The sequence below is a fragment of the Nocardioides sp. genome, from assembly GCF_051876515.1.
In the GTDB taxonomy this organism is placed as follows: domain Bacteria; phylum Actinomycetota; class Actinomycetes; order Propionibacteriales; family Nocardioidaceae; genus Nocardioides.
In genome coordinates this window covers 1-25,755 of sequence record NZ_JBJEHY010000190.1, presented here as the reverse complement: position 1 = coordinate 25,755, position 25,755 = coordinate 1, and the positions used below count along the sequence as shown (strand labels likewise).

General features: G+C 71.7%; 26 protein-coding genes and 3 tRNA genes. 9 read left to right on the top strand and 20 right to left on the bottom strand.

Annotation, left to right across the window (positions count from 1 at the left end; genetic code table 11):
• Window positions 1-1,153, bottom strand: a 1,153-nt coding sequence (locus ACI379_RS14205) for a DEAD/DEAH box helicase (protein WP_439792747.1), incomplete at its 3' end; no start/stop codon positions are given.
• Complete coding sequence (locus ACI379_RS14200) at window positions 1,153-2,796, bottom strand: DAK2 domain-containing protein (protein WP_439792746.1); 1,644 nt, start codon at window positions 2,794-2,796, stop codon at window positions 1,153-1,155. The genes ACI379_RS14205 and ACI379_RS14200, both read right to left, overlap by 1 nt.
• A 177-nt stretch (window positions 2,797-2,973) precedes the next feature.
• Between ACI379_RS14200 and rpmB the strand changes: the two genes are divergently transcribed.
• Window positions 2,974-3,159 (top strand): 50S ribosomal protein L28, encoded by a 186-nt coding sequence (gene rpmB / locus ACI379_RS14195; RefSeq protein ID WP_056602600.1) that lies wholly within the window; start codon window positions 2,974-2,976, stop codon window positions 3,157-3,159.
• Window positions 3,160-3,302: 143 nt separating this feature from the next.
• Here rpmB and ACI379_RS14190 read toward each other — a convergent pair whose 3' ends face one another.
• Complete coding sequence (locus ACI379_RS14190) at window positions 3,303-4,253, bottom strand: thiamine-phosphate kinase (protein WP_439792745.1); 951 nt, start codon at window positions 4,251-4,253, stop codon at window positions 3,303-3,305.
• 101 nt (window positions 4,254-4,354) lie between these two features.
• On the opposite strand from ACI379_RS14190, the gene ACI379_RS14185 reads away from it, so the two are divergent.
• Both ACI379_RS14185 and ACI379_RS14180 read left to right on the top strand, forming a co-directional pair.
• Window positions 4,355-4,591, top strand: a complete 237-nt coding sequence (locus tag ACI379_RS14185) for an Lrp/AsnC family transcriptional regulator (protein WP_439792744.1) — start codon at window positions 4,355-4,357, stop codon at window positions 4,589-4,591.
• Between the two features lie 3 nt (window positions 4,592-4,594).
• Complete coding sequence (locus tag ACI379_RS14180; protein ID WP_439792743.1) at window positions 4,595-5,077, top strand: DUF3515 family protein; 483 nt, start codon at window positions 4,595-4,597, stop codon at window positions 5,075-5,077.
• Between the two features lie 24 nt (window positions 5,078-5,101).
• On the opposite strand, the gene ACI379_RS14175 is transcribed toward ACI379_RS14180, so the two are convergent.
• Entirely contained in the window at window positions 5,102-6,223 is a 1,122-nt protein-coding gene (locus ACI379_RS14175; protein WP_439792742.1) for a D-alanine--D-alanine ligase family protein, read from the bottom strand.
• Between the two features lie 33 nt (window positions 6,224-6,256).
• Between ACI379_RS14175 and ACI379_RS14170 the strand changes: the two genes are divergently transcribed.
• Window positions 6,257-7,339: a trans-sulfuration enzyme family protein gene (locus tag ACI379_RS14170; protein ID WP_439792741.1), complete on the top strand. Its 1,083-nt coding sequence runs from the start codon at window positions 6,257-6,259 to the stop codon at window positions 7,337-7,339.
• 38 nt (window positions 7,340-7,377) lie between these two features.
• Here ACI379_RS14170 and ACI379_RS14165 read toward each other — a convergent pair whose 3' ends face one another.
• Both ACI379_RS14165 and ACI379_RS14160 read right to left on the bottom strand, forming a co-directional pair.
• Window positions 7,378-8,376: an NAD(P)H-dependent glycerol-3-phosphate dehydrogenase gene (locus ACI379_RS14165; protein WP_439792740.1), complete on the bottom strand. Its 999-nt coding sequence runs from the start codon at window positions 8,374-8,376 to the stop codon at window positions 7,378-7,380.
• Window positions 8,373-9,179 (bottom strand): lysophospholipid acyltransferase family protein, encoded by an 807-nt coding sequence (locus ACI379_RS14160; RefSeq protein WP_439792739.1) that lies wholly within the window; start codon window positions 9,177-9,179, stop codon window positions 8,373-8,375. Before ACI379_RS14160 ends, ACI379_RS14165 begins: the two co-directional genes overlap by 4 nt.
• A gap of 126 nt (window positions 9,180-9,305) precedes the next feature.
• Here ACI379_RS14160 and cofC point away from each other — a divergent pair, with 126 nt between their 5' ends.
• On the top strand, window positions 9,306-9,941 hold the full coding sequence (cofC, locus tag ACI379_RS14155; protein ID WP_439792738.1) for a 2-phospho-L-lactate guanylyltransferase: 636 nt from the start codon (window positions 9,306-9,308) through the stop codon (window positions 9,939-9,941).
• A gap of 38 nt (window positions 9,942-9,979) precedes the next feature.
• Here the strand turns inward: cofC and ACI379_RS14150 are convergent, their stop codons facing one another.
• The 3 genes from ACI379_RS14150 to leuC all read right to left on the bottom strand — a co-directional run bounded on the left by ACI379_RS14150 (window position 9,980) and on the right by leuC (window position 12,946).
• Entirely contained in the window at window positions 9,980-10,756 is a 777-nt protein-coding gene (locus ACI379_RS14150) for an HU family DNA-binding protein (protein ID WP_439792737.1), read from the bottom strand.
• Between the two features lie 172 nt (window positions 10,757-10,928).
• The gene (gene leuD, locus ACI379_RS14145) at window positions 10,929-11,519 is read right to left on the bottom strand and encodes a 3-isopropylmalate dehydratase small subunit (RefSeq protein ID WP_439792736.1); all 591 of its coding nucleotides are present in this window, start codon (window positions 11,517-11,519) and stop codon (window positions 10,929-10,931) included.
• Window positions 11,520-11,533: 14 nt separating this feature from the next.
• Window positions 11,534-12,946, bottom strand: coding sequence for a 3-isopropylmalate dehydratase large subunit (leuC, locus tag ACI379_RS14140; RefSeq protein WP_439792735.1), 1,413 nt, complete (start codon window positions 12,944-12,946; stop codon window positions 11,534-11,536).
• 84 nt (window positions 12,947-13,030) lie between these two features.
• Here leuC and ACI379_RS14135 point away from each other — a divergent pair, with 84 nt between their 5' ends.
• Both ACI379_RS14135 and ACI379_RS14130 read left to right on the top strand, forming a co-directional pair.
• Window positions 13,031-13,753: an IclR family transcriptional regulator gene (locus ACI379_RS14135; RefSeq protein WP_439792734.1), complete on the top strand. Its 723-nt coding sequence runs from the start codon at window positions 13,031-13,033 to the stop codon at window positions 13,751-13,753.
• 70 nt (window positions 13,754-13,823) lie between these two features.
• The gene (locus ACI379_RS14130) at window positions 13,824-14,264 is read left to right on the top strand and encodes a hypothetical protein (RefSeq protein WP_439792733.1); all 441 of its coding nucleotides are present in this window, start codon (window positions 13,824-13,826) and stop codon (window positions 14,262-14,264) included.
• A gap of 13 nt (window positions 14,265-14,277) precedes the next feature.
• On the opposite strand, the gene ACI379_RS14125 is transcribed toward ACI379_RS14130, so the two are convergent.
• The gene (locus tag ACI379_RS14125) at window positions 14,278-14,895 is read right to left on the bottom strand and encodes a TetR/AcrR family transcriptional regulator (protein WP_439792732.1); all 618 of its coding nucleotides are present in this window, start codon (window positions 14,893-14,895) and stop codon (window positions 14,278-14,280) included.
• A gap of 139 nt (window positions 14,896-15,034) precedes the next feature.
• Between ACI379_RS14125 and ACI379_RS14120 the strand changes: the two genes are divergently transcribed.
• Complete coding sequence (locus ACI379_RS14120; protein ID WP_439792731.1) at window positions 15,035-17,200, top strand: ABC transporter permease; 2,166 nt, start codon at window positions 15,035-15,037, stop codon at window positions 17,198-17,200.
• Between the two features lie 84 nt (window positions 17,201-17,284).
• Here the strand turns inward: ACI379_RS14120 and ACI379_RS14115 are convergent, their stop codons facing one another.
• The 10 genes from ACI379_RS14115 to ACI379_RS14070 form a co-directional block, all read right to left on the bottom strand.
• Window positions 17,285-17,767, bottom strand: a complete 483-nt coding sequence (locus ACI379_RS14115) for a methylated-DNA--[protein]-cysteine S-methyltransferase (protein ID WP_439792730.1) — start codon at window positions 17,765-17,767, stop codon at window positions 17,285-17,287.
• Window positions 17,767-19,260, bottom strand: coding sequence for an AlkA N-terminal domain-containing protein (locus ACI379_RS14110; protein ID WP_439792729.1), 1,494 nt, complete (start codon window positions 19,258-19,260; stop codon window positions 17,767-17,769). Before ACI379_RS14110 ends, ACI379_RS14115 begins: the two co-directional genes overlap by 1 nt.
• Window positions 19,261-19,361: 101 nt before the next feature.
• Window positions 19,362-20,183, bottom strand: a complete 822-nt coding sequence (locus tag ACI379_RS14105; RefSeq protein ID WP_439792728.1) for a hypothetical protein — start codon at window positions 20,181-20,183, stop codon at window positions 19,362-19,364.
• Window positions 20,180-20,776 (bottom strand): RNA polymerase sigma factor, encoded by a 597-nt coding sequence (locus ACI379_RS14100; protein WP_439792727.1) that lies wholly within the window; start codon window positions 20,774-20,776, stop codon window positions 20,180-20,182. The genes ACI379_RS14105 and ACI379_RS14100 overlap by 4 nt, the downstream gene beginning before the upstream one ends.
• Before the next feature lie 111 nt (window positions 20,777-20,887).
• Window positions 20,888-20,960 (bottom strand) — tRNA-Glu (locus ACI379_RS14095).
• 157 nt (window positions 20,961-21,117) lie between these two features.
• A tRNA-Glu gene (locus ACI379_RS14090) sits at window positions 21,118-21,190 on the bottom strand.
• Between the two features lie 46 nt (window positions 21,191-21,236).
• Window positions 21,237-21,308 (bottom strand) — tRNA-Gln (locus ACI379_RS14085).
• A gap of 75 nt (window positions 21,309-21,383) precedes the next feature.
• Entirely contained in the window at window positions 21,384-22,367 is a 984-nt protein-coding gene (locus ACI379_RS14080; protein WP_439792726.1) for a lysostaphin resistance A-like protein, read from the bottom strand.
• Window positions 22,368-22,374: 7 nt separating this feature from the next.
• Entirely contained in the window at window positions 22,375-23,823 is a 1,449-nt protein-coding gene (gltX, locus tag ACI379_RS14075; protein WP_439792725.1) for a glutamate--tRNA ligase, read from the bottom strand.
• Complete coding sequence (locus ACI379_RS14070) at window positions 23,820-24,629, bottom strand: fumarylacetoacetate hydrolase family protein (RefSeq protein WP_439792724.1); 810 nt, start codon at window positions 24,627-24,629, stop codon at window positions 23,820-23,822. Before ACI379_RS14070 ends, gltX begins: the two co-directional genes overlap by 4 nt.
• Window positions 24,630-24,709: 80 nt before the next feature.
• On the opposite strand from ACI379_RS14070, the gene ACI379_RS14065 reads away from it, so the two are divergent.
• Complete coding sequence (locus ACI379_RS14065; protein ID WP_439792723.1) at window positions 24,710-25,591, top strand: 3-methyladenine DNA glycosylase; 882 nt, start codon at window positions 24,710-24,712, stop codon at window positions 25,589-25,591.
• Window positions 25,592-25,755: the final 164 nt, after the last annotated feature.

Sequence of the window (25,755 nt, the reverse complement as noted above, 5' to 3'; positions counted from 1 at the left end):
CCTCACCGGCCGCGACCGCGGCGAGCACCTCCTCCCGGACCGCCTTCGGCGTGGAGCCGGTGAGCAGCGCCACCCGGGTGGCCTCGGCGGGGGCACCGAGCATCCCGCCGAGCGCCAGGTCGCCCATCATGGCGCTGATCGAACGGTGGTGCTGGGCGGCGAGGACCTCGGTCGGGGCGAGCAGGGCCGCCTGGCCGCCGGAGTCGACGGCGTGCAGCATGGCGCGCACCGCGACCAGCGTCTTGCCGGAGCCGACCTCGCCCTGGAGCAGCCGGTTCATCGGGTGCGGCTGGGCCAGGTCGGCGGCGATCTGCTCCCCCACCCGGCGCTGGCCGTCGGTCAACGTGAACGGCAGACGGGCGTCGAAGGCGGAGAGCAACCCGTCGACGCGCCCCGCCCGGGCCTGCGACCCGCGGGCCCGCAGCTCCGCACGTCGTCGGGCCAGGACGAGCTGCAGCACGAGCGCCTCGGCGAACCGGAACCGTTTCTGGGCCGCACCGACCTGGCTCCACTCGTCGGGGGCGTGGATCCAGCGCAGCGCCTGCCGCACGTCGACCAGCTCGTACGCCTCCCGCAGCTCGGCGTCGAAGACGTCCGGCAGCTCCTCGACCAGGTCGAGGGTGGTACCGATGACCTTCTGCAGGTCCCACGAGTACAGCCCGGCGGTGAGCGGGTAGACCGGGATCAGCTTGCTCATCAGGGCGCCGCCGTCGGCGTCGATCCGCTGACCGTGGGCCTTCTCCAGCTGCCACCGGCCGCCGAACTGCTTGACCTGACCGGTGAACACCCCGCGCGAGCCCGGCGAGAACTCGGCGGTGTACCCCTCGGCCTGCTGGGCGTACGGGCTGAAGAAGGTGACCGAGAAGTCCGGTCCGTGCGTGCGGATCCGGACCTCGGTGCGGTACTGGCGCCGGTTGCCGCGCGTGAAGGCGGAGACCTTGCTGCTCACCACGTCCCCCACCACCGTGAGGTGCTCGCCGGGCAGCGGCCGCTCGACGGTCGAGACGTCCTTGGTCTCGACGTAGCGGCGCGGGAAGTGGTGGAGCAGGTCCCCCACGGTGCGCAGGCCCAGACCCTCCTCGACCGCCTTGCGCTTCTTGGCGGAGCGGCCGAAGACCGTGGCCAGGGACGACTCGGTGGTGATGCCAGCCATCACTCCACGCTCACCAGGAGCGGGTACCGGTCCTGCCCGCCGTCGTAGGTCACCACGTCGACGGCGGGGTGGGCGCGCTCGACCAGCGTCGCGACCGACTCGGCCAGCTCCGTGCCGCCCTCGCCCGCCACGACCGTGACCAGCTCGCCGCCGCCGGCCAGGAGCCGCTCGACGATCTCCCGGGCCACCGTCACGAGGTCCTGGCCCACGACGGCGAAGTCACCCGCGATCACGCCGAGGACGTCGCCGGGCTCGCACGGGCCGGCCATCGTGATCGCCTGTCTCGCCGCAACGGTGACGGCCCCGTGGCGCACGTGGCGCGCCGTCGCAGTCATCTCGCGCACGTCGGCGTCGAACGAACGCCCCGGCTCGTGCACGGCCATGGCCGCCAGCCCCTGGACCTGCGCGCTGGTAGCGATGACCTCGACCTTGAGACCGGACTCGTCCCGCGCGGTGTGCGCCGCGATCTCGGCGGCACGTACCGACTCACCGTCGTTGGGCAGCAGCACCACCTCGTGGGCGCCGCACTCGTTGATCGCGGCGAGGAACTGGCCGGTCGAGGGGCGCGCGCCCGGACCGCCGAGCACGACGGTGGCCCCCGCCTCGGAGAAGATGTTGGCCAGACCCGGACCCGCCGCCACCGCGACCACGCGACGACCCGTGCGCGGGGCGTTGCGCTGGCGGGCCTCGACGACCTGCTCGTGGAAGTGGGTGACCTTCACCCGGTGCGGGCGCCCGGCCTCGATGCCGGCCTCGATCGCGGCCCCCACGTCGTCGACGTGCACGTGGACGTTCCACAGACCGTCGCCCCCGACCACCACGAGCGAGTCACCGAGTCCGGCGAGGCGTGCGCGCAGGTCGGCGATCCGGTCGTCGTCGGCGTCGAGGAGGTACATCACCTCGTACGCGGGCCCGTCCTCGCTGAGGTCGTCGGAGGGGACGAGCGCGACCGGGATGGTGCGGACACCCGGGGCGTGCGGGACGGCCATCGGTCGGCGACCCGTCGAAAGCGTCTCGACCGCGTCCAGGATCACGCACAGGCCTCGTCCGCCGGCGTCCACGACCCCCGCCGCGGCCAGGGCCGGGAGCTGCTCGGGCGTACGGGCGAGCGCCTCACGGGCCGCCGCGGCGGCCACCACCACAGCCTGACGCGAGGAGACGGTCGGGTCGGCGTCGACCAGAGCGGTCGCCGCGTCGGCGGCGGCACGGGCGACGGTGAGGATGGTCCCCTCCACGGGCGTACCCACCGCTGCGTAGCTGGCGTCCGTGCCGGCCACGAGCGCGCGGGCCCAGGCCTGCGAGCGCGTCTCCTCGACCTCGCCGCCCTGCAGCCGACCCGCGAACCCGCGCAGCATCTGGCTCAGGATCACCCCGGAGTTGCCGCGCGCCCCCATGAGCGCGGCCCGCGACACGATCGCGAGCGCCTCGGGCAGGTCCACCTCGGCGCCGCCCGAGCGGGCGTCGCGCAGTCCGTCGCGGGCGGCCGAGACGGTGAGGAACATGTTGGTGCCGGTGTCACCGTCGGGGATCGGGTAGACGTTGAGCGCGTCGATCTCCTCGCGGGCCAGCGAGAGAGCGTCGGTGGCGATGTCGACGAACCGTGCGATCACGTCGACGGTGATCCCCTGGGGTACGGTCTCCATGCGGTTCGTTTCGCTCCTGTCGCGCCACGTGTGTGAGTGGTTCAGGGTAGTCGCCCCGGACTCGGCACCCCTCGATTTCATGTGGTGCCGGAGGTTCGGATACTCTTGTGCGGTTGCCTGCGCCAGAAACGGTGCGGGCTGTGTGGACCTATTACCTCGAACGGATCGGAGTGCACGGTGGCTGCCGTCTGCGACATCTGCGCCAAGAAGCCGGGCTTCGGCAACAACCGTCCCTGGTCGCGCAAGATCACGAAGCGTCGCTTCAACCCCAACATCCAGCGCGTCCGGGCCACGGTGAACGGCACGCCCAAGCGCCTCAACGTGTGCACCGGCTGCCTCAAGGCCGGCAAGGTCTCCCGCTGACCTGAGCACACACGACTCGACCCCGCTGCTTGCAGCGGGGTTCTGTCATTTCGGGGCTCTCCCCCGGTGTCGAAGTCCCCGCCCAGGCGGGGACTTCGTCACGTTGTAGGGGTTGCAACCCCTACAACGTGTCAAAGTTCCCCTCAGAAGTGCGTCCAGCCGGTCGCACCCTCGTACGCCGCGCCGTCCACGGTGACGCCCTGACCGGCCGACACCTCGCCCACGACCGTCCATCCCTCGGGCACCGCGGCGCGGCCGGCGAACGTGGCCAGCAGGGAGTGGTCGTCTCCCCCGGACAGGACGAAGCTGATCGGGTCCGCCCCCAGCGCCGCACCCACCGCGTGCAGGGGCTCGGGCACGTCGAAGGCGTCCTTGCGCACGTCGATGGCCACGCCGCTGGCCGAGGCGAGGTGCCCGACCTCGGAGAGCAGCCCGTCGGAGATGTCGATCATCGACGTGGCGCCCGCCTCGGCTGCCTGCAGACCGGCGTCGTACGGCGGCTCGGGGCGCCGGTAGGCCTCGACCAGCACCCGTGGGGAACGGAAGCCGCGGCCGAGCACCGCCAGGCCGCCGGCCGCCCACCCCTGCCTGCCGTGCAGAGCCAGGACGTCGCCCGGGCGCGCACCCGAGCGCAGCACGGGGCTGACGGTGCAGGTGCCGAGCACGGTGATGGAGATCACGACCTCCGCGGCGCGGGTGAGGTCCCCGCCCACGACCACCGCACCGACGGCGGCGGCCTCCTCCGCGACCCCCTCCGCGAACTCCAGCGCCCACTCGACCTCGAGGTCGGCAGGGGCGGCGAGTCCCACGGTCAGGTACGTGGCCCGCCCGCCCATGGCGTTGATGTCGGACAGGTTCTGCGCGGCTGCGCGGTGCCCGACGTCGCGGGCGCTGGCCCACTCGCGCCGGAAGTGGCGCCCCTCGACCATCAGGTCGGTGGAGACGACGACGTGCCCCTTGCGCACCCGCATCACGGCCGCGTCGTCCCCGGGGCCCACGAGGACCTCGTCGTTCTGGCCGAACACCTTGACCAGCTCGGAGATGAGGCCGAACTCGCCCACGTCGGCCAGGGTCGCTCCAGGTGACAACGTCATGACGCCATCCCATCAGATGCCCGCACGGGCGACGCATTCCCACCCCGAGGACCACCGGGTAACGTGGACCGGGCCGCATCCGCCGAGTCCGAGGAGTCCCGATGGTCGTCCAGGCCTACATCCTGATCCAGACCGACGTCGGCAAGGCCGCAGACGTCGCCCGTGCCATCGCCGACATCTCCGGCGTCACCCTGGCCGAGGACGTCACCGGCCCCTACGACGTGATCGTGAGGGCCGAGGCCCGCAACGTCGACGAGCTCGGCAAGATGGTGGTGTCCAAGGTGCAGAACCTCGACGGCATCACCCGCACGCTGACGTGCCCCGTGGTGCACATCTGAGACATGGTCGTTCTCACCCTTCCCCGGCCCGCCAGGTCGGGGGCACTCCTCTGCGGCCTCCTGCTGCTGGCCGCCACCTCCGCGTGCTCCTCCGAGCCGGAGCTCGCCGACCTCGACGCCGACGCGGCCGCCACGTGTGAACGCGTCATCGCGGCGCTGCCGGACTCCCTGCTGGGCTCCGACGTCACCGACCGCAGCGACCGCGTGGCGACGTACGGCGACGTCGAGGTCACCTGCGGCGTGGACGAGCCCGAGGACTACCAACCCACCGCCGACTGCCACGAGGTGGGCGGCGTCGGCTGGTACGTCCCGGCGGCCAGCCTCACCGACCTCAGCGAGGACCTGCTGGCCGTGGCGCTGTCGCACGAGCCGTACGTGCAGCTCTTCGCGCCCGCCGACCAACGCCTCGCCGGCACCGACACCGCGCTCACGGAGCTCGCGGCCGTGCTCAACGACGAGCTCGGCGAGGGCCTCGCCTGCCTGTGACGCTGCCTGTGACCCGCCAGAGGGTCAGCGCAGCCCCGTCGTGCGACCCAGCGCCAGCTGGACCAGGCGGTCGATCAGCTCGGGGTAGTCGACCCCGGCCTGCGCCCACATCTGCGGGTACATCGACGTCGGCGTGAAGCCGGGCATCGTGTTGAGCTCGTTGATGAGGATCTCCCCGTCGGGCATCAGGAAGAAGTCCACCCGGGCCAGGCCCTCGCACGACAGCGCCTCGAAGGCCCGTACGGCCATCGACCGCAGCTCGTCCTCGACCGCGTCCGGCAGGTTGGCCGGGATGTCGATCTGCGTCTGCTGGTCGGCGAGGTACTTGGCCTCGAAGTCGTAGAACGTGTGCTCGCCGCCGGCCCGCACCTCGCCCGTACGGCTCGCGTGCGCGCCACCGTCGGGTGCGCCCAGCACACCGCACTCGATCTCGCGCGCCCCCACCATGCCGACCTCGACCAGCACCTTGGCGTCGTGGCGCAGCGCCAGCTCGACCGCCTCGGAAATCTCCTCGCGCGAGGTGACCCGGCTGATGCCGATGCTCGAGCCGCTGCGCGGCGGCTTGGTGAAGAGCGGGAAGCCGAGCGCCTCGATCCGGTCGACGGCAGCGTCGCGGTCGTGCTCCCACTCGCGCCGGGTGACCACGATGCCGTCGGTGACCGGCAGCCCTGCGGCCTCCAGGGCGATCTTCATGTAGACCTTGTCCATGCCCATCGCGGAGGCCAGGACCCCCGAGCCGACGTAGCGCACCCCGGCGAGGTCGAGCATGCCCTGGATGGTGCCGTCCTCCCCCCACGGCCCGTGGAGGAGCGGGAAGACGACGTCGACCTCCCCCAGCACGGTCGGGACGCTGCTGGGCTCGCTCACGACGAGCTCGTGGCTCTCGCCGGTGCCGACGAGCTGCACGGCCGGCCCGGAAGCGTCGACCGAGGGCAGCGAGCTGCCGCTGATCGCGAGGCGGGCCGGCTCGTCCGCCTCCAGCACCCACCTCCCGTCCGGGGTGATCCCGATCGGTACGACGTCGTACTTCGAGCGGTCGATGGCGGCCAGCACGCTGCCGGCCGTCACGCACGAGATGCCGTGCTCACTGGAGCGGCCGCCGAAGACGACGGCGACGCGGGGTTTGCGGCTGGTGGGCTCGTTCATCGCGCACGACCCTACCCACCTACGCTGGTCGTCATGGCCTCCGACTCCCCCGTGTCCCGTCCGCTGAAGCCGTCCACCGTCGCCGTGACCGCCGGCCGCCCCGCCCGCGAGCCCGACGCACCGCTCAACGTGCCGGTGACGCTGGCCTCCACGTACGTGGCTGGCGGGGACCTGGAGTACGGCCGCTACGGCAACCCGACCTGGGAGGCGCTCGAGGAGACCATCGGCGGCCTGGAGGGCGGCCAGTGCCTGACCTTCTCCTCGGGGCTGGCCGCCGTGGCCACGGTCCTCGACCTGGTGGGCACCGGCGGCACCGTGGTCGCCCCGCGGCACGCGTACAACGGCACCGTCATGCAGCTCGCCGACCTGGAGGCCCGCGGCCGTCTGGTGGCGCACCTGGTGGACATCTCCGACACCGACGAGGTCGTGGCGGCGTGCAGCGACGCGGCCCTGGTGTGGCTGGAGTCGCCGACCAACCCGGCACTCGAGATCGCCGACATCGCGACCATCACCTCCGCCGCCCACGAGGCGGGCGCGTACGTGGTCGTCGACAACACCTTCGCCACTCCCCTGCTGCAGACGCCCCTGGACGACGAGGTCGACTTGGTGGTCCACTCCGGCACCAAGTACCTGGCCGGCCACAGCGACGTCCTCCTCGGGGCGATCTGCACCCGCGACCCGGAGCTGTACGCCGTGCTGAAGGGCCGCCGCGACCTGATCGGCGCCGTCCCGGGCCCGATGGAGGCCTGGCTCGCGCTGCGCGGCATGCGGACGCTGCACCTGCGCGTCGAGCGCGCCCAGGCCAACGCCCAGGAGCTCGTCACGCGGCTGCGGCAGCACCCGGCCGTCTCCGAGGTGCGCTACCCGGGCTTCGGCGGCATGGTCTCGATCGTGCTGGCCCAGGGCGCCATGGCCGCCGACCTGCTGACGCGCAAGACGAAGCTGTGGGTGCACGCCACCTCGCTCGGCGGGGTGGAGTCCACCTTCGAGCGGCGGCGGCGCTGGAAGACCGAGCCGGCCACGATCCCGGACGCGCTGGTGCGCCTGTCGGTCGGCATCGAGGACGTCGACGACCTGTGGGACGACCTCGCGGGCGCCCTGGACGACCTGGTCTGAGTCCCCGGGCGCCGCTGGTCAGCGGCGCCCGTACGTCCTCAGTCCGTCTCGGCCTTGGTCTCGCGGGCGATGAAGACGTCCATCATCTCCAGCGCCGTCATCCGTCCGTCGACGACCGCGTCGACGGCCTCCGCGATCGGGGCGTCCACGTCGTTGGCGCGGGCCAGCGCGAGGATCGACTTGCAGGACTTGGCACCCTCGGCCACCTGACGGGTCGAGGCGTAGATCTCCTCCACCGTCATGCCCTGCCCGAGCTTCTCGCCGAACGTGCGGTTGCGCGAGAGTGGCGACGAGCAGGTCGCGACGAGGTCTCCCAGCCCGGCGAGGCCCATCAGCGTCAGCGGGTTGGCGTCCTGGGCCATCGCCAGCCGAGCCGTCTCCGCCAGGCCGCGGGTGATCAGCGACGCCGTGGTGTTGTCGCCGAACCCGAGCCCCACCGCCATGCCGACGCACAGGGCGACGACGTTCTTGTACGCCCCGCCGAGCTCGCAGCCGAGCACGTCGACGGACGTGTACGGCCGGAACGCCGGCGAGTGGATCATCTGCTGCAGACGCTGCGCGACCGCCTCGTCCTCACAGGCCACCACGGAGGCGGCGGGCTCGCGACGGGCGATCTCCATGGCCAGGTTGGGGCCGCTGATGACGGCGATGCGCTCGGGTCCGGCGCCCGTGACCTCGGCGACGACCTCGCTCATCCGCTTGAGGGTGCCGAGCTCGACGCCCTTCATCAGGGAGACCAGCGGCACCTCGGGCAGCACGGGGGCCCAGGCGGTGAGGTTCTCCCGCAACGTCTGCGACGGCACCGCGAGGATGATCGCGTCGACGCCGTCCACCGCCTCTGCCGGGTCCGTGGTCGCACGGATGGCGTGCGGCAGCTCGATGCCCGGCAGGTAGTCGGTGTTCTCGTGCCGGGTGTTGATGTTGTCGACGACCTCGGCGCGTCGGGCCCACATCGAGACGTCGTTGCCGGCATCGGCCAGCACGACGGAGAACGCCGTACCCCACGATCCACTGCCGAAGACGGCGACCTTGCTCACGTGTCCTCCTGTGCTGCGGTGCTCCTGCGCGCCGGACGCCATGCCCGGCGGCGCTGCTTCTGGTTGGGGTTGCCGATCTCCTTGACCCCCGCCTTGCGGGGGTCGAAGCGTTCGGCGGGCGCGCGTTCGCCGCGCAGATCCTCCACCAAGGTGGTGATCGCCGCCATGATCCGCTCCGTGGCGCGGTTGACCGTCTCCGGGGTGGTCCCGACGGCGACGAGGTCGGTGAGGTCGACGGGGTCGCCGACCTTCATGGCGATGGTCTTGCGCGGGAAGAACTGGGGGCGCTTGGCATACGGGGCGAGGAGCTCGTGGGCTCCCCACTGGCCGACGGGGATGACGGGGCACCCGGTGGCCAGTGCGATCCTCGCCGCTCCGGACTTGCCCTTCATGGGCCACAGGTCGGGGTCGCGGGTCAGCGTGCCCTCGGGGTAGACGACGACGCACTTGCCCTCGCGGACCGCCTCGACGGCGGCGTCGAAGGCGCCCACGGCGTGCGTGGTGAGGCGCTCGACGGGGATCTGGCCGGCGCTGAGCAGGAACCACCCCAACAGCTTGTTGCGGAACAACCCCGACTTGGCGAGGTAGTGCGGCAGACGACCCTGGTCGTACACGAACTGGGCGCTCAGCAGGGGGTCGGCGTGGGAGATGTGGTTGATCGCGACCACGCACCCTCCGCGAGCAGGAATCTTGGTGCGGTCGATCCAGCGGCGCCGGGTCAACGGGACCATGACGGGCTTGATGATGAGGACCGCGACGGTGTACGCCCAGTTGCGATGGTGGTCGAGCTCGCGGACGCGCACCTCAGTCCTCCTCTGCCGGCGACCGGCCGTCGGTGACGCACGGTGCGTCGCGCAGCAGGCTACTCGGTGCCCTCCGAGGACAGGTGGCGGACACCACAGTGTCGCCCGGATGGGAGAATCGCCACGATGTCCGAGAACTCCGTGGCGCCAGCCTGCGTCGTCCTGCTGCCGGTGAAGCCGCCGGGGCGCGGCAAGTCACGTCTGGTCGGTCTGCCCGACCACGAACGGGCGACCCTGGCCGCAGCCTTCGCGCTCGACACCGCCAGCGCTGCTCTGGACTGCCCGGCCGTGGACGCGGTGCTCGCGGTCACCGACGACCACCACTTCGCCAGGAGGCTCCTCGGCCTCGGCTGCGCGGTGATCCCGGACGGGGTCACCAACGACCTCAACGGCTCCCTGCGGCAGGCGGCGCTCGAGGCGGCTCGCCGCTGGCCGGGCGCCCGCCCGGTGGCGCTCACCGCCGACCTGCCCTGCCTGACCCCGGAGGACCTGGCCACGGCGCTGTCGGCGCTGACGGGGTCGGCAGCCTTCGTACGCGACGCAGCCGGCACCGGGACGACGCTGTACTCGGCCCCGACCTCCCAGTTCCGCCCACGGTTCGGCCAGGACTCCGCGCAGGCCCACGCCTCGGCCGGGGCGCGGGAGGTCGGCACGGACCTGGCCTCACTGCGCCGCGACGTCGACACCGTCGCCGACCTCGGGGTCGCCATGGTGCTCGGACTCGGCCCCCACACGGCCGCAGCCTCCGGCCGCGCCGTCTGAGCGCTGCCGGAGGCTGCATGGGGCCTGGCGGCCCCGGCTCACTGGGCCGAGGTGTCCTTCTTCGCCGTGCTCTTCTTGGCCGTGCTCTTCTTGGCCGTGCTCTTCTTGGCGGGCGCCTTCTTGGCCGTCGTCTTCTTGGCGGCCGACGTGCTCGCGGTCTTCGCGGCGGCGGTCGTGGGCGGGGCCTTCTTGGCAGCCGTGGTGGTCGCGGTCTTCTTGGCCGGCGTCTTCTTCGCGGCCGTGGTCGTCGCGGCCTTCTTCGCCGGGGCCTTCTTCGCGGCCGTGGTGGTCGCGGCCTTCTTCGCCGGGGCCTTCTTCGCGGCCGTGGTGGTCGGGGCCTTCTTCGCCGGCGCCTTCTTGGTGGTGGTCGTGGTGGCCGACGGAGCCGCCGCCTTCTTCGCGGAGGCGGCGGGGCGACGGGTGGCGGAGACCGCGACGGCGGCCGCGGCCTTGGCGGGCGCGGTGGCCACCGAGGCGACCATCCGTACCGACGCCGGCGGCTTCGGCATCGTGGCCGCGGTCAGCTTGGGCAGCTTCTTGGCCCCGGAGATGACGTTGCGCAGGTCGGCGCCCGGGGTGAACTTGGGGACGGCCTTCTTCTTCGCCTTCATCCGCTCGCCCGTCTGCGGGTTGCGGACCCAGCGGGCGTTGCGCACGGCGCGCTCGAAGGAGCCGAAGCCGGTGATGGCGACCTTCTCCCCCTTGGCGACCTCGCGGGTGATCGTGTCGAGTACCGACTCCAGGGCGTGGGCTGCCATCTTGCGGTTCCCCTCGAACCGCTCGGCCAGCGCGTCGATGAGCTGGGTCTTGTTCATTGCCTTGCCTTCCGACGGCCACGTCGGACCGACTGCCCGACGCTCCTGAATGCACGCTAGGCCCAGGCGGCCCGGGTGACAACGAGGACACGGCACCGGCGCGCCCGTCATTCCCGAACGCCGACGGGGCCGGTCCGGGCAGTGTGCCCGGGCCGGCCCCGTCGGTGGTGGTTCAGAGAGTGGCGGCCTTCCAGGAGGGCCGCTTCGCCTCGAAGGCGCGGATGTCAGCGTCGTGGCCCAGCGTGATCCCGATGTCGTCGAGCCCCTCGAGCAGGCGCCAGCGGACGTACTCGTCGATCTCGAACGACACGCTGATCGCGTCGCCCGCGCTGACCGTACGGTTCTCCAGATCGACCGTGATGCTCGCGCCCGGGTCGGCCTCGAGGTACTCCCACAGCTTCACCACCACGTCCTCGTCGAGCTGGACGGTGAGCAGGCCGGCCTTGCCGGAGTTGCCGCGGAAGATGTCGCCGAAGCGGGGCGAGATGACGACCTGGAACCCGTAGTTCTGCAGAGCCCAGACGGCGTGCTCGCGGGAGGAACCCGTACCGAAGTTGGGGCCCGCGACCAGGATCGTGCCGGCGTTGTACGGCTCCTGGTTGAGGATGAACGACTCGTCCTTGCGCCACGCGGAGAACAGGCCGTCCTCGAAGCCCGAGCGGGTCACGCGCTTGAGGTACTCGGCGGGGATGATCTGGTCGGTGTCGACGTCGCTGCGTCGCAGCGGCACACCGACGCCGGTGTGGGTGGTGAACTTCTCCATGGTCGAGTCTCCGTTCAGACCGTGGCCGGCGCGAGGTCGGCGGGGGACGAGAGGGTGCCGCGGATCGCGGTGGCGGCGGCCACCGGGACCGACACCAGGTGGGTACGACCGCCCTTGCCCTGGCGGCCCTCGAAGTTGCGGTTGGAGGTGGACGCGCTGCGCTCACCGGGAGCCAGCTGGTCCGGGTTCATGCCCAGGCACATCGAGCACCCGGCGCCGCGCCACTCGGCCCCGGCCTCGATGAAGACCTTGTCCAGGCCCTCCGCCTCCGCCTCCAGGCGCACCCGGGCCGAGCCGGGGACGACCAGCATGCGGGTGCCCTCGGCGACGGTGTGGCCCTTCAGGACCTCGGCAGCCAGGCGCAGGTCCTCGATGCGTCCGTTGGTGCAGGAGCCCACGAAGACGGTGTCGATGGCCACCTCGCGCAGCGGGGTGCCGGCCTCCAGCGCCATGTACGACAGGGCGTTCTCGGCGGCGACGCGCTCGATGGCGTCCTCGAAGTCCTCGGGCGCCGGGACGGTGCCGCCCAGCGGGGCGCCCTGTCCGGGGTTCGTGCCCCAGGTGACCCACGGCGTGACGTCGGCCGCGTCGATCACGACCTCCTTGTCGAAGGTGGCGTCCTCGTCGGTGACGTACGTGCGCCAGTGCTCGACGGCCTTGTCCCACTCCTCGCCCTTGGGCGACTCGGGCTTGTCCTTGAGGTAGGCGAACGTGGTCTCGTCCGGCGCGATCATGCCCGCCTTGGCGCCCCACTCGATGCTCATGTTGCACACGGTCATCCGGGCCTCCATCGAGAGCTCGCGGATCGCCTGGCCGCGGTACTCGACGATGTAGCCCATGCCGGCGCCCGTGCCGACCTTGGTGATGATGTGGAGGATCAGGTCCTTGGCGGTGACGCCCTCGGACAGCGACCCGTTGACGGTCACGGCGAACGTCTTCGGCTTGGCCTGAGGCAGCGTCTGGGTGGCCAGCACGTGCTCGACCTCGGAGGTGCCGATGCCGTGCGCGATGGCGCCGAACGCGCCGTGGGTGGCGGTGTGCGAGTCGCCGCACACGATCGTCATGCCGGGCTGGGTCAGACCCAGCTGCGGGCCGACGACGTGGACGATGCCCTGCTCGATGTCGCCGAGCGGGTGGATCCGGACGCCGAACTCCTCGCAGTTGCGGCGCAGCGTCTCGATCTGGGTGCGCGACACCGGGTCGGCGATCGGCTTGTCCCAGTCGAGCGTGGGGACGTTGTGGTCCTCGGTGGCCAGGGTCAGGTCGGGGCGACGCACCGGCCGACCGGCCAGGCGCAGGCCGTCGAAGGCCTGCGGCGAGGTGACCTCGTGGACCAGGTGGAGGTCGATGTAGAGAAGATCGGGCTCTCCCGGCGCACTGCGGACGACGTGCTCGTCCCACACTTTCTCAGCCAGGGTCTTGCCCATGACGGTCTCCTTCATGTCTGGTCCAATTGATGACACCGCACACTACCTCTTGCATCCCATGTTGTGAGACGGCAGTATTGGCATATGGACAACTCTAGCGGAGTCGGCGTCCTCGACAAGGCTGCTCTGGTGCTCGCAGCCCTCGAGGCAGGACCGGCCACACTGGCAGGACTCGTGGCGGGCACGGGTCTCGCCCGACCCACCGCACACCGTCTGGCAGTGGCGCTGGAGCACCACCGGCTGGTGGCCCGCGACATGCAGGGGCGCTTCGTGCTCGGCCCCCGCCTGGCCGAGCTGTCCGCCGCCGCCGGCGAGGACCGCCTGCTCGCCGCCGCCGGTCCGGTCCTCGCGCGCCTGCGCGACATCACCGGCGAGTCCGCCCAGCTGTGGCGCCGCCAGGGAGACCACCGTGTCTGCGTCGCGGCCGCCGAGCGCCCCTCGGGCCTGCGCGACACCATCCCCGTCGGTTCACAGCTCACCATGCGCGCGGGGTCGGCAGCCCAGGTGCTGCTGGCCTGGGAGGACCCGGAGCGGATGCACCGGGGCCTGCAGAACGCCGCGTACTCCGCCACCGCGCTGTCCGGCATCCGCCGCCGCGGCTGGGCGCAGAGCGTGGGTGAGCGTGAGCAGGGCGTCGCCTCCGTCTCGGCGCCGGTCCGCTCCCCCGGCGGCAAGGTGATCGCCGCCGTCTCCGTCAGCGGCCCGCTGGAGCGCCTCTCGCGCCAGCCGGGCAGGATGCACGCGCCGGCCGTCCTCGCCGCGGCCGAGCGGCTCTCCGAGTCCCTGCGCCGCGCCGCCAGCGACTGAGGGTTCGCCTGCCACGATCTGAGTGCCCGTACACAGGGGGCGCGCGCCCGCGACGGAGCAGCATGGAGCCATGAACACCTCTCCTGCACTGTCCGTGGCCTCCGGCGTTCTGGGCGTCGCTCTGCGCACCGTCGTCCTGACCGTCGCCAGCTACGGTCTCATCTGGCTCATCGACGCCGTGGCGCCGACCGCCGATGCCAACATCGGCGCCGGCCTCATGGCGTTCGCCGCCGTCATGGGCGTGACCTTCTTCTGGGCCATCTGGGACGCCTGCCGGAACCGGTGGTGGGTGTCAGCCATCGTGTGGGCCTGCACCGCTGCACTGTTCGCGGTCGTCTCCAACGTCGTCACCAACTGGACCGACGGCGAGCGCGCCCTGACCGACCTGGTGACATTCCGGCCCGACCTTGACTTCTTCATGGCTGCGCTGGTGATCGCCCCGGCCGTGGTCGGGATCCCGCTGGGGATCTGGCGCCGCCCGTTCGCCAGGGCTCCGCGCCTCACGACCTGAGGTCTGCTGCCCCTCAGCCCTCGGGCGGAACCGAGATCGGCGCCTGGAGCATCCCGGCGACCGCGTCGGAGAGGAACCACCCGGCCCGGGTCCACGCCGCCGGCACGCCGTCCTTCTCCTGCTGCTCCTCGATGACCGAGCACGACGTGATGATCAGGTGGCCCATCAGGCGGGCACGCGAGGTCACGACCTCCTGGTCGAGGTGGGCCAGCCGACGCGCGACCGAGGCGAAGATGGTCCGCCCGGTCACCGGGTCCTGCCCCTCGCGCTGCATCAGCTGGCGTGCCACGGGGTCCTGGTAGACCAGGGCCATGCAGCGGGCGCGCCAGCTCGGCGTGCCCAGGTCGGCCAGCACCTGCACCTGCGGGAGCACCATCGCGCGGATGTCCCCCTCCAGCGACGTCGACTCCTCGAAGAGCCTCCGCCTGATCGGCTGGGTGGCCTCGCTGTGGCGCTGCAGCATCGCCTCCAGCAGCCCGTCGCGGCCGCCGAAGTAGTAGCGCACAGCGGAGTGGTTGCTGTTGCCGGCCGCCTCCGCGATCTTCCGGTCGGAGACCTGCGCGATCCCCTGCTGGGCGAAGAGGCGTTCGGCCGCGTCGAGCAGCGGCTCGCTCGCGTCAGCGCGGGGCATCGGCACTCCTGTCTCCCGCCGGGTGGTCGGCGCCACAGTACCGACCCCTTCCGATATAAGCCACTTGGCTTATAAACTCGTCTCCTTGCCCGTACGAGCCCACCGGCCCGCGCGGAGGCACCCGTTCGAAGGAGACACCTTGGAGACCGAGCAGACGCCGATCGCGGAGAAGTACCCACCCGCACCGCCTGAGTCACCGGCCGCCCGCAAGGGCCGGCTCGCCGCCCTGTTCGTCATGCCGTTCCTGATGGTGACGATGATGTACGCGACGTACATGGGCACCATGCACGACCCGCAGCCCCGCGACCTGCCCGTCGCGGTCGCCGGCCCGGGCGCCGGGGACGTCGCGACGCAGCTCGAGGCGAGCACGGACGGCGCCCTCGACGTACGCGTGGTCGAGGCCGATGAGGCCCGCGAACTGGTCACGGACCGCGAGGTCGCCGGGGCGGTCGTCCTCGGCGAGAACCAGTCTGCGACGGTGCTGACCGCGTCGGCCGCCGGTGTGTCCCAGTCGAGCCTGGTCTCGACCAAGGTGCTCCCCACTCTCGCGGGCAACGGTTGGCAGACCGCGACCGAGGACCTCGTCCCGGTCACGGACGGCGACGGCTCGGGGACGCTCGTCCTCTTCGCCGCCATGGGCATGGTCCTGGCCGGCTACGTGCCCCTGTCCGGCATGATCCAGGCGACCCCGAACCTGCTGCGCCTGCGCCGGTTCGTCCCCATCGCGGTCGGCTGGGCCGCCGCGGTGAGCACGATCATCTGGACCATCCTCGGCCCGATCGTGGGTGCGGTGGAGGGCCACTACCTCGCCTTCCTCGGCACCGGCACGCTGACCATCCTCGCCGTCAGCACCTGCCAGCTGCTCTTCAGCAAGGTGATGGGCGCGATGGGCGTGCTGCCCGGCATGCTGATCTTCGTCATCTTCGGCGTCCCCTCCTCGGGCCTTGCCATGCCGACCGCCTCCATGCCCGGCTTCTTCCAGTGGCTCCACGGCGTGCTGCCGCTGGGCCAGGCCGGCGAGGCCCTGCGCGCGTTCATCTACTTCGAGGACTCCCAGGCCGTCCAGCACCTGCTCGTCATCGCGGGCTGGCTCGTCGTCTCCCTGCTGCTGTGCGCCCTGCGTGAGCGCAAGGGCCACGAGATCGTCGGTGGCCCGCTCTACCACGACCGCGAGGCTCCCCTGCCCGCCCTGGCCGGTGGGCCCGCGGCCCACTACAAGCTGCGCCTGGTCGCGGTGACCGCGTTCCCGCTCGCGATCGTGGCCACCGTCGTCACTCTCATGGGCTTCTCCATGCACCAGCCGACCGTGCGCGACATGCCGGTGGCCGTCGTGGGCCCCGCCGTCGCGACCGAGCAGTTCGTGGCCGGGCTGGCCGAGCAGACCGACGGCATCCTGACCTTCACCGAGGTCGAGGACCGCGAGGAGGCCACCGAGCTCGTCCGTACCCAGGAGGTCGTCGCGGCGTACGTCCTGCCGACCGAGCAGGGCGGCGAGGCCACCCTCGTCACCGCCGGTGGCGCCGGTGCGGCGCAGAAGAACGTGGTGACCCAGGTCTTCACCCCGGTCGCGGCCGCGAGCCAGACCCCGCTGGTGATCGACGACATCGCTCCCCTCACGGAGAACGACACCAACAGCTCCAACAGCCTCTACACGGGCATGAGCTGGATCATGGCCGGCTTCCTCTTCTTCGCCGTCCTGCGCGGCGGGGCACCGGAGATCACCCGGACCCGTCAGCTGCTGCCGATGGTGGCGGGCTGGTCGGTCGGGATCTCGGTGTGGCTGTGGTTCCTCTTCGACGTCCTCATCGGCGCCGTCAACGGCCACGCGCTGGAGATGATCGGCGTCGGGGCGGTGACGGTCTTCTGCGTCGCCTGGTTCAGCGCGCTGCTCGTACGTCCGATCGGCCTGATGGCGCTGCTCCCGGTCATGGTCATCGCCATGCTCGCCGGCGTCCCGGCCTCCGGTGGCGGCCTGTCGGTCTACATGGTGCCGGAGATCTTCCGCGACCTCACCGCGTACCTGCCGCTGCCGGCGGCGGTCGACATCGCCCGGTCGATGGTCTACTTCGGCAACGAGGGCCTCGGGCACAACCTGCTCGTCCTGGCCGTCTGGGGCGCGGTCGGGCTGCTGCTCAACGTCCTGGTGGTCGACCCCTGGCTCAACCGCAGCAACGCCCGTCCCCCGGCCAACGTCCCGCGCGCGGGCGGGTCGCCGCGTGGCGGCGAGGGCGAGGTCGTCGAGGGCGAGGTCGTCGACCCGGCATCCGGCGACGACCTGACCCCGGAGCCTGTCGGCGCCAGCTGACAGCCGCGTGCCAGGAGGGGCCACGACCGCACCGGTCGTGGCCCCTCCTGCGTCTCCGGGGATGCAGCGCCCGGGACCTGCACCTCAGAACAGCGCGTCCTGCTCCAGCTCGAGCAGCACCTGCTTGCGTTCCAGTCCGCCCGCGTACCCGGTGAGCGTCCCGTTGCTGCCGATCACCCGGTGGCACGGCACCACCACGGGGATCGGGTTGCGGCCGTTGGCCAGCCCGACCGCCCGGGAGGCGGCGTTGGTGCGGCCCAGCCGCTGGGCGATCTGGCCGTACGAGGCGGTCTCGCCGAAGCGGATCAACCTCAGCTCGGCCCACACCTGCTGCTGGAACTCGGTCCCCACCGGGGCGAGGGGGAGGTCGAACTCCTTCAGCTCACCGGCGAAGTAGGCGCCGAGCTGGCGTACCGCCTCGACCAGGACGGGGAGGTCGTCCGCGCGGCCGCCCAGCGGCTGCCCGTCGGGCAGGTCCCCGAACGGCGAGAAGTTGATGGCGGTGATCGCACCACCGTGCTCCACGATCCGCAGGTCACCGATCGGCGACTCGACAACGGTCCACATCAGGGCTTCTCCTCCGGTCGGGCGGGCAGGGTGTGGCTCTGCCACAGGTACATCTGGGCGTAGCTGCGCCAGGGGCGCCACGCCTGGGCGGTCTCGTCGGCGAGGCCCGGATCGAGGCCGAGCGCCGTGAACGCGTCGCGGGTGCCGGTGTCGCGCGGCAGGAAGCAGTCAGGGTGCCCCAGTGCGCGCATCGCCACGTAGTCGGCCGTCCACGGACCGATGCCGGGCAGCGCGAGCAGCGAGGCGCGTACGTCGTCGCGTGGCGTGGCCCGTCCCAGGTCCACCTCCCCGGCGGCCAGGGCCGCGCACATCCCGCGCAGGGCTGACGCTCGGGCCCGCGGCATGGCGAGGACCGAGGGATCGACCTCGGCCACGCTGGCCGCGTCGGGGAAGAGGTGGGTCAGGCCGTCGACGCCGGTCTCGACGGCGTCACCGGCGGCCGCCACCAGACGGGCCGCGTGGGTACGCGCGGCCGCCACCGTCACCTGCTGGCCGAGGACCGCCCGTACGGCGACCTCGTGGCCGTCCACGTGACCGGGGACCCGCAGGCCCGGCACAGCCCGGACCAACGGAGCCAGACGACCGTCGCGGGAGAGCACGTCGGCGACGGCGACGGGGTCGCAGTCGGCGTCGAGGAGGCGACGCACCCGTTCAGTGGCGGCCCCGAGGTCACGCAGGTCACTGAGCACGAAGCGGGCGCGGGCGTGGGCCGTCTCCCCGGCCTCGCTCACGTCCGGGAGCTCGAGGCTGACCACGCCCGTGCCGTGGGGCAGCCGCAGGGTGCGGGAGTACGTCCTCCCGCTGACCACCTCGACCCCCGGGACGGCGCGCACGGCCAGGAAGTCGAGCAGGGCACGGCCCGCGTACGGCGTGCGCACCGGCAGCCGCACCTCGACCCGACCCGCCGCGTCCGGTGAGCGCCTGCTCCCCCGCATGCTGGAGGGGGTGCTGGCGTACACCTCGCGGACGGTGTCGTTGAACTGGCGGACACTGGCGAAGCCGGCCGCGAACGCGACGTCCGCGAACGGCAGGTCGGTCCCCTCGATGAGGACGCGCGCCTGCTGCGCGCGGCGGGCCCGCGCGAGCGCCAGCGGTCCGGCGCCGAGCTGGCCCTGGAGCAGCCGGGAGAGGTGGCGCGGGGTGTACCCGAGTCTGCCTGCCAGCCCCTCGACTCCTTCGCGGTCCACGAGGCCGTCGGCGATCAGGCGCATGGCACGCCCGGCCAGGTCCCCGTCGACGTCCCACCCCGGCGCCCCGGGCGTGGCGTCCGGCGCGCACCGCTTGCAGGCGCGGTACCCGGCCGCCTGCGCGGAGGCGGCCGTCGGGTGGAACGTCACGTTGGCCTCGGCCGGCGTACGGGCCGGGCACGACGGACGGCAGTAGATTCCGGTGGTCCGCACGGCGGTGTAGAAGACCCCGTCGAACCGGCGGTCACGACTGCTGACCGCGCGGTAGCGCGAGGCGTCGTCGAGGGTGTCGGCCGGGTTGCTCACGCCCCCAGTCTGCCGGACGGACCCCGGTCGTACTGGCGGAAATCGGACACGGCTGTGGTCGGTCCTGAGCCGTACGCGACGGCCCCGGACCGACCACCTGCTCACTCCGTCGGCGGCAGGTCCGGCAGATCGACCGTCACACGGCCGCGTGAGCCGTCCCGGAAGGTGACGGCAAGGTCCGCCGAGCCACCGTCCCCCAGCTCGTCGCCGGGCATCCACAGCGCGAAGGCGCCCTTGGAGACCTCGGCCCGGACCTGGCCGTGCTCGGCCGACTCGTACACGACCTCGCTCACCTGGGCCCCGGACAGACCGGCGACGATCGACACCTCCCGGCCGTCGATCATCCCGGTGCCGAGGACCATCGCACGGAGCGCACGCTCCCCCACCGCCTCGCCCGGCCCGTCGCCGACGTAGCCGAAGGATCCCCCGGCGAGCGGGCCCGCGCTCGAGTCGCTGACGCAGAGTGCGGAGAAGCCGTCCCGACCCACGAGCATGACGGTCGTCCACACGCCCCGACGGTCGGCGACCGCGACCTCGGCGTCAACGGGTCCCGTCCCCTCCCAGGCGTCCGCGGACGACTCCCGACACTCCTGGGCAGCATCCGCGGCCTCCGAGGGGGTCATTCCGCTGGGCACGGCCGTCCAGGTGGCGAACGCCGCGTCGCCGTCGTCGAGGAGCTGCGCAGGCAGCAGGGCACCGCCCACGACGAGGGCCGCGGCGGCCACGCCGACCACGGCCAGCCTCCGTCCACGTCGGTGCGGCGCACTCCGCGGCGCCGCAGCCCGCGGGAAGTCTCGGGGGTCGGTGGCCACGATGCGGTCGAGATCGGCCAGCGCCCGCGGGGACAGGCCGTCCTCCCCGGCGGTGGTGCCGGCGACGCGGGCGGGGTCGAGCCGGCGGAGCCGGGTGTCGAGGTCGTTCATGAGAGCTCTCCTTCGCAGCCACGTGCGGATGTCTCCGCACGGGCGGGCAGGTGGTCGAGGTGGGCACGCAGGGCGCGGCGGGCCCGGGTCAGGCGCAGCCGGTACGCGACGGGCGAGATGCCCAGCAGCGTGGCCGCCTGGGAGGAGGTGAGGCCGTCCCACACGGTGAGCGCCAACGCCTCCTGGTGGCTAGGGGCCAGGCGCCGCCAGGCGGCGACCAGGTCGAGGCGCTCGACGACCCGCGCGGCCTCGTCCGTCGTGGTGGCCCCGAGGGCGTCGGCCACGCGGACGGCGAGCGCGTCCCGGCGGCGCTGGCCCCGGTCGGCGTTCAGCATCACGTGACGGGCCACCCCGAACAGCCAGGCCCGCGCCTCACCGGGCGCCGAGGGCACCTCGTCGAAGCGACGCCAGGCGACCACCATCGCGTCGGCGACCACGTCCTCGGCGTGCGAGGGGTGGACCCGTCGCCGCACGAACGCGTGGACGTCGGCGTAGGTGGTGGCGTACAGCTCCCGAAAGGCTGCCTGCCGGGCCGCGTCACCCTCGACGGCGGGGGCCGGCGCGAGAGGATCAGGTGCACGTGGTGGGCTCATGTCCTGTTCATGTCCGGCCACCGCCCCAGTGTGTCGCCTGCAGGTCGCGCCCGTGGGACCTCCGGAACGACTAAGTCCCGGACCCACTGGGTGGGTCCGGGACTTGATCTGTACCCCGGAAGGGATTTGAACCCTCGCTACCGCCGTGAGAGGGCGGCGTCCTAGGCCGCTAGACGACCGGGGCGTGTGCCCTTGCGGGCAACGAGGAAAACCATAAACCATGCGCCGCGCTGGGCGCACATCGAGGTGGTGTGCGTGCAGTCACAGCCTCGTCGACTGTGACCGGTCGGGCGCACAACGCAGAACTCCCGGCCCACAGGAGTGGGCCGGGAGTTGATCTGTACCCCGGATGGGATTTGAACCCACGCTACCGCCGTGAGAGGGCGGCGTCCTAGGCCGCTAGACGACCGGGGCGCGGAGCCTGAGGGCTCCGACAGTCCCGAGGAACCTCGTGACTGAGCTGGGGTACAAGGACTCGAACCTCGACTAACTGGACCAGAACCAGTCGTGCTGCCAATTACACCATACCCCATAGGGGTATCGATTCCTCTCGCAGACGAGGGGATCCGATCTCCCTGGTGGCTCCCGGGGGAACCGAGTCGAAACTCTACACTGGCCTCGCGCCGGGCTCCAAAACGGGTGCCGACACAGTGGCCGAGACCCCCATCCACCTGGCCAGCAGGACCGCCAGACCGAGGTACACCAGCGACTGCGTCAGCGTCGTCGTGAGCATCCACCACGACCCCTCGGTCGGGTTGAGGGCCGAGGCCATGTCGCCGAAGGCCAGCGCGATCCCGAACGCCACCACGTTGTTGAGGACGTGCATGGCGATGCCCGCCTCCAGCCCGCCGGTGAGGACCACGAGGGTGCCCGCCACGAGCCCGAACGCCAGCCGGTCGATGAAGATCGGCCAGCTCTGCCCCAGCCCGTGGGCGAGGGCGAAGAGCACCGCGGAGCCGATCACCGAGAACGCACGGGCGCCCACCACTCCCCCGACGACCTGCAGCAAGTAGCCCCGGAACAGGTACTCCTCGGCGGCAGCCTGGAACGGGGTGAGCAGCACGACGACGAGCAGGAAGTCCCGCGTCGTCGAGGTGAACTCGTTGAGGCTGGTCTCCATGCCCGTGGCGTTGTCCACCGGCAGGAACGCCCCCACCGCCAACGTCGCGGTCAGGGCGACGAAGGCGGCCACCAGGCACGCCAGCAGGTACTTCCACCTCAGGCGCCGGAAGACCGAGGAGGCCCAGCCGATGTGCAGGCCGTGCAGGACACGCGTCGCGAACCACACCAGCGGGATCGCCGAGATCAGGGACAGGTTGATGTACGCCAGGGTCGCCGGCGAGGGGTCGGACAGGTCGAGGAGCCGGTCGAGACCGTCGGCCAGCGGCTGGCCCGTGGCCACCAGCCACAGCCCGAACGGCAGCAGCAGCACCACCGAGGCGAGCCCGAAGACCCCGATCCCGACCACGGCGATGCCCAGCAGGGCACGCCACCAGCTGTGGAGGCCCAGGCGGTGCAGCTGGTCGTAGTGCAGGACCTGCCGGACCGGCTGGGCCGGAGCGCCGGCGGTCGGGAGCGGAGCCGTACTCATCCCCGGCTCAGAACAGCGCGTCGTGCAGGCGCGTGAGGGAACGCTCGCGCCCGAGCAGCTCCATCGACTCGAAGAGCGGCGGCGACACCTTGCGGCCCGAGATCGCGATGCGTACGGGGCCGAAGGCGTGACGCGGCTTGAGCCCGCGCTCGTCGATCAGCTTCGCCCGCAGGGCTGCCTCGATGTCGGCGGTCGACCAGGTGCCGAGCGCGGCCAGCGCGTCGTACGCGGCCTGGACGATCTCGCGGCCCGCTTCGTCGATCTCGTCGGTGCGCGTGAACTCGGCCTCGGGAACGAAGAGGAAACCGAGCATCTCGGAGGCCTCGGTGAGCTTGTTGATCCGCTCGGCGACCAGCGGCATCGCCAGCTCGAGCATCTGCGCGTCGGCGTCGGAGACCGGGTCGGAGACGACCCCGTCGGCCTTCAGGAACGGCAGCACCCGGTGGGTGAGGTCGTCCAGTCCCAGCATCCGCATGTGCGAGGCGTTGATCGCCTCGGCCTTCTTGAGGTCGAAGCGTGCCGGGTTGGGGTTCACGTCGCCGATGTCGAACGCCTCGACCATCTCGGCCAGGCCGAACACGTCGCGGTCCGCAGCGATCGCCCAGCCCAGCAGCGCCAGGTAGTTGAGCAGGCCCTCGGGGAGGAAGCCGGCGTCGCGGTACATGAACAGGTGGGCCTGCGGGTCACGCTTGGACAGCTTCTTGTTGCCCTCGCCCATGATCAGCGGCAGGTGGCCGAAGGCCGGCACGCCCTCGGAGATGCCGAGCTCGACCAGCGCCTCGTGCAGCGGGAGCTGACGGGGCGTCGAGGAGAGCAGGTCCTCGCCGCGCAGCACGTGGGTGATCCGCATCATCGCGTCGTCGACCGGGTTGACCAGCGTGTACAGCGGGTCGCCGTTGGCGCGGCAGAGCGCGAAGTCGGGCACGAACTCGGTCTCGAAGGTGACCTCGCCGCGGACCAGGTCACGCCAGGAGACGGACCCATCAGGCATCCGGAAGCGCACGACCGAGGTGCGGCCCTCGGCCTCGAACGCGGCACGCTGCTCGACGGAGAGGTCGCGGCAGAAGCCGTCGTACCCCTGCACCTTGGAGCCGGCCGCCTTGCGGCGCGCGGTCACCTCGTCGGTGGTGCAGAAGCAGTCGTAGGTGTACGACGACTCACGCAGCTTGGCGAGCACGTCGAGGTAGAGGTCGGTGCGCTCGGACTGGCGGTAGGGACCGTACGGACCCTCCTTGCCGGGGCCCTCGTCCCAGTCGAGGCCGAGCCACTGCATGGTCTCGACCATGGCGGCGTACGACTCCTCGGTGCTGCGCTCCTTGTCGGTGTCCTCGATGCGGAACACGAAGGTGCCCTGGTGCTTGCGCGCGAAGACCCAGTTGTAGAGCGCGGCGCGGGCGAACCCGACGTGCGGCGACCCCGTCGGGGACGGGCAGAAACGGACGCGGACGTTGCTCAACGGGATGCCACCTTGTTGGTCAGGGAACCGATGCCAGCGATCGAGACCTCGACCTCGTCGCCGACCTGCATGGGACCGACACCCTCGGGGGTGCCGGTGAGGATGACGTCGCCGGGCAGCAGCGTCATCACGCTGGAGACCTTCTCGACCAGGGTCGGGATGTCGAAGATCATGTCGGCGGTCGTGCCGTCCTGCACCACGTCACCGTTGAGGAACGTCTGCACGGACACGCCGTCGTTGAAGGTCTGCGGGTCCAGGTCGGTCTCGATCCACGGCCCGAGCGGGCAGAACGAGTCGAACGACTTGGAGCGGGTGAACTGGACGTCCTTGGCCTGCAGGTCGCGGGCCGTGACGTCGTTGGCGATGGTGTACCCGAAGATCACGTCGGTGGCCTGGTCGGCCGGCACGTCGCGGCAGATGCGGCCGATGACGACAGCCAGCTCACCCTCGTAGTGCACGTTGGACGACTGCGACGGGTAGAGGATCGGGTCGCCGGGGCCCACCACCGAGGTGTTGGGCTTGATGAACATCAAGGGCTGCTCGGGAACCTCGGAGTTCATCTCGGCGGCGTGGGCGGCGTAGTTCTTGCCGATGGCGACCACCTTGCTGCGCGGGATGACCGGCGCGAGCAGGCGGACGTCGCTGAACGCGTACTCCGTCTGGAGCGGCTGGATGCCCGCGTACAACGGATCGCCGGTCAACCCGACGATGACAGCGTCGTCGGCCGGTTGCCCGTACTCGTCGACGTCTCCGGTCAGCACTCCGAAGAGCGGCTCTTCCCCGACTGTGAACCTGCAGATACGCACCCGGTCAGCCTATCGGCCACCACCGACGCCCACGCACACGGGATTTCCGGCGCCCCGGCGGCCGGTGGGATGCTGGCGCCGTGACGCAGGTGCTGGACCCCGAGCAGTGGCAGGCGCGGGCAGCGGCCCACGCCTCCCGCATCGACGCGTACACGGCACCCCACCTGGCGCGTCGGCAGGACGCGGTCAAGCACCCGGTGCACGACTTCCTCTTCACCTACTACTCCCAGCGGCCCGCGCAGCTGCGGCGCTGGCACCCGGGCTTCGGGGTCCGTCTGGCTGAGGCGCCCGCGTACGACGGGGTCAAGGGGTACGCCGGCGGCGCCGTGACGCAGGAGTACGTCGCCTCGCAGGAGCCGGTGCTCACCTCGATCCGCCGCCTCCTGGTCGCCACGGCGTCCCGGCCGGCGACGTACGGCTGCTTCGGGCTGCACGAGTGGGCGATGGTCTACCGGCTGGAGGAGTCGCAGGTGCGCCACAACGCGTGGCCGCTGCGCCTGGGCGGCACCGGGACCGACGCGGTCGTGGAGTCGCACCGCATCGGCTGCTCGCACTTCGACGCGTTCCGCTTCTTCACTCCCCCGGCCCGACCGTTGAACACGCTCCAGCCAGCGCGCGACGACCGGCCGGAGTTCGAACAGCCGGGCTGCCTCCACGCTGGCATGGACCTCTACAAGCACGCGTTCCGGCTCAGCCCGATGATCTGCTCGGACCTCGTCGCCGAGGCGTTCGAGCTCGCGTGGGACATCAGGGCGTTGGACATGCGGGCCTCCCCCTACGACCTCTCGGGCCTCGAGCCCGCGGAGGGCGAGGACTGGACGCCCGTCAAGATCGAAACCGCCGAGGGCAAGGCCGAGTACGTGGCCCGGCAGCGGGAGTTCAGCGAGCGCGGGGCGCCGATCCGGGAGCGGCTCGTCGCGGAGTGTGAGCGACTGCTCGCGGCGGCCGCGACCGCTGGTTGAGCCTGTCGGGTGGTCGGTGGTTGAGCCCGGGTCCTGCGGCGGTTGAGCCTGTGAAACCACTGGTCTACTGCCCGCCCGGAGTGTCAGAGGGCGTCCCTAGCGTTGCACCCATGTTCGAGACGACCGCGACAGCCAGCAGCCCGGTGGAGGACCTCTCCACCCGT

Excerpts from the sequence above, each read along its gene's own strand:
- ACI379_RS14200 (WP_439792746.1), bottom strand. The coding sequence starts at position 2,796 with ATGGAGACCGTACCCCAGGGGATCACCGTCGACGTGATCGCACGGTTC.
- ACI379_RS14190 (WP_439792745.1), bottom strand. The coding sequence starts at position 4,253 with ATGACGTTGTCACCTGGAGCGACCCTGGCCGACGTGGGCGAGTTCGGC.
- ACI379_RS14185 (WP_439792744.1), top strand. The coding sequence starts at position 4,355 with ATGGTCGTCCAGGCCTACATCCTGATCCAGACCGACGTCGGCAAGGCC.
- ACI379_RS14180 (WP_439792743.1), top strand. The coding sequence starts at position 4,595 with ATGGTCGTTCTCACCCTTCCCCGGCCCGCCAGGTCGGGGGCACTCCTC.
- ACI379_RS14175 (WP_439792742.1), bottom strand. The coding sequence starts at position 6,223 with ATGAACGAGCCCACCAGCCGCAAACCCCGCGTCGCCGTCGTCTTCGGC.
- ACI379_RS14170 (WP_439792741.1), top strand. The coding sequence starts at position 6,257 with ATGGCCTCCGACTCCCCCGTGTCCCGTCCGCTGAAGCCGTCCACCGTC.
- cofC (WP_439792738.1), top strand. The coding sequence starts at position 9,306 with ATGTCCGAGAACTCCGTGGCGCCAGCCTGCGTCGTCCTGCTGCCGGTG.
- ACI379_RS14150 (WP_439792737.1), bottom strand. The coding sequence starts at position 10,756 with ATGAACAAGACCCAGCTCATCGACGCGCTGGCCGAGCGGTTCGAGGGG.
- leuD (WP_439792736.1), bottom strand. The coding sequence starts at position 11,519 with ATGGAGAAGTTCACCACCCACACCGGCGTCGGTGTGCCGCTGCGACGC.
- leuC (WP_439792735.1), bottom strand. The coding sequence starts at position 12,946 with ATGGGCAAGACCCTGGCTGAGAAAGTGTGGGACGAGCACGTCGTCCGC.
- ACI379_RS14135 (WP_439792734.1), top strand. The coding sequence starts at position 13,031 with ATGGACAACTCTAGCGGAGTCGGCGTCCTCGACAAGGCTGCTCTGGTG.
- ACI379_RS14130 (WP_439792733.1), top strand. The coding sequence starts at position 13,824 with ATGAACACCTCTCCTGCACTGTCCGTGGCCTCCGGCGTTCTGGGCGTC.
- ACI379_RS14125 (WP_439792732.1), bottom strand. The coding sequence starts at position 14,895 with ATGCCCCGCGCTGACGCGAGCGAGCCGCTGCTCGACGCGGCCGAACGC.
- ACI379_RS14115 (WP_439792730.1), bottom strand. The coding sequence starts at position 17,767 with ATGTGGACCGTTGTCGAGTCGCCGATCGGTGACCTGCGGATCGTGGAG.
- ACI379_RS14105 (WP_439792728.1), bottom strand. The coding sequence starts at position 20,183 with ATGAACGACCTCGACACCCGGCTCCGCCGGCTCGACCCCGCCCGCGTC.
- ACI379_RS14100 (WP_439792727.1), bottom strand. The coding sequence starts at position 20,776 with ATGAGCCCACCACGTGCACCTGATCCTCTCGCGCCGGCCCCCGCCGTC.
- ACI379_RS14080 (WP_439792726.1), bottom strand. The coding sequence starts at position 22,367 with ATGAGTACGGCTCCGCTCCCGACCGCCGGCGCTCCGGCCCAGCCGGTC.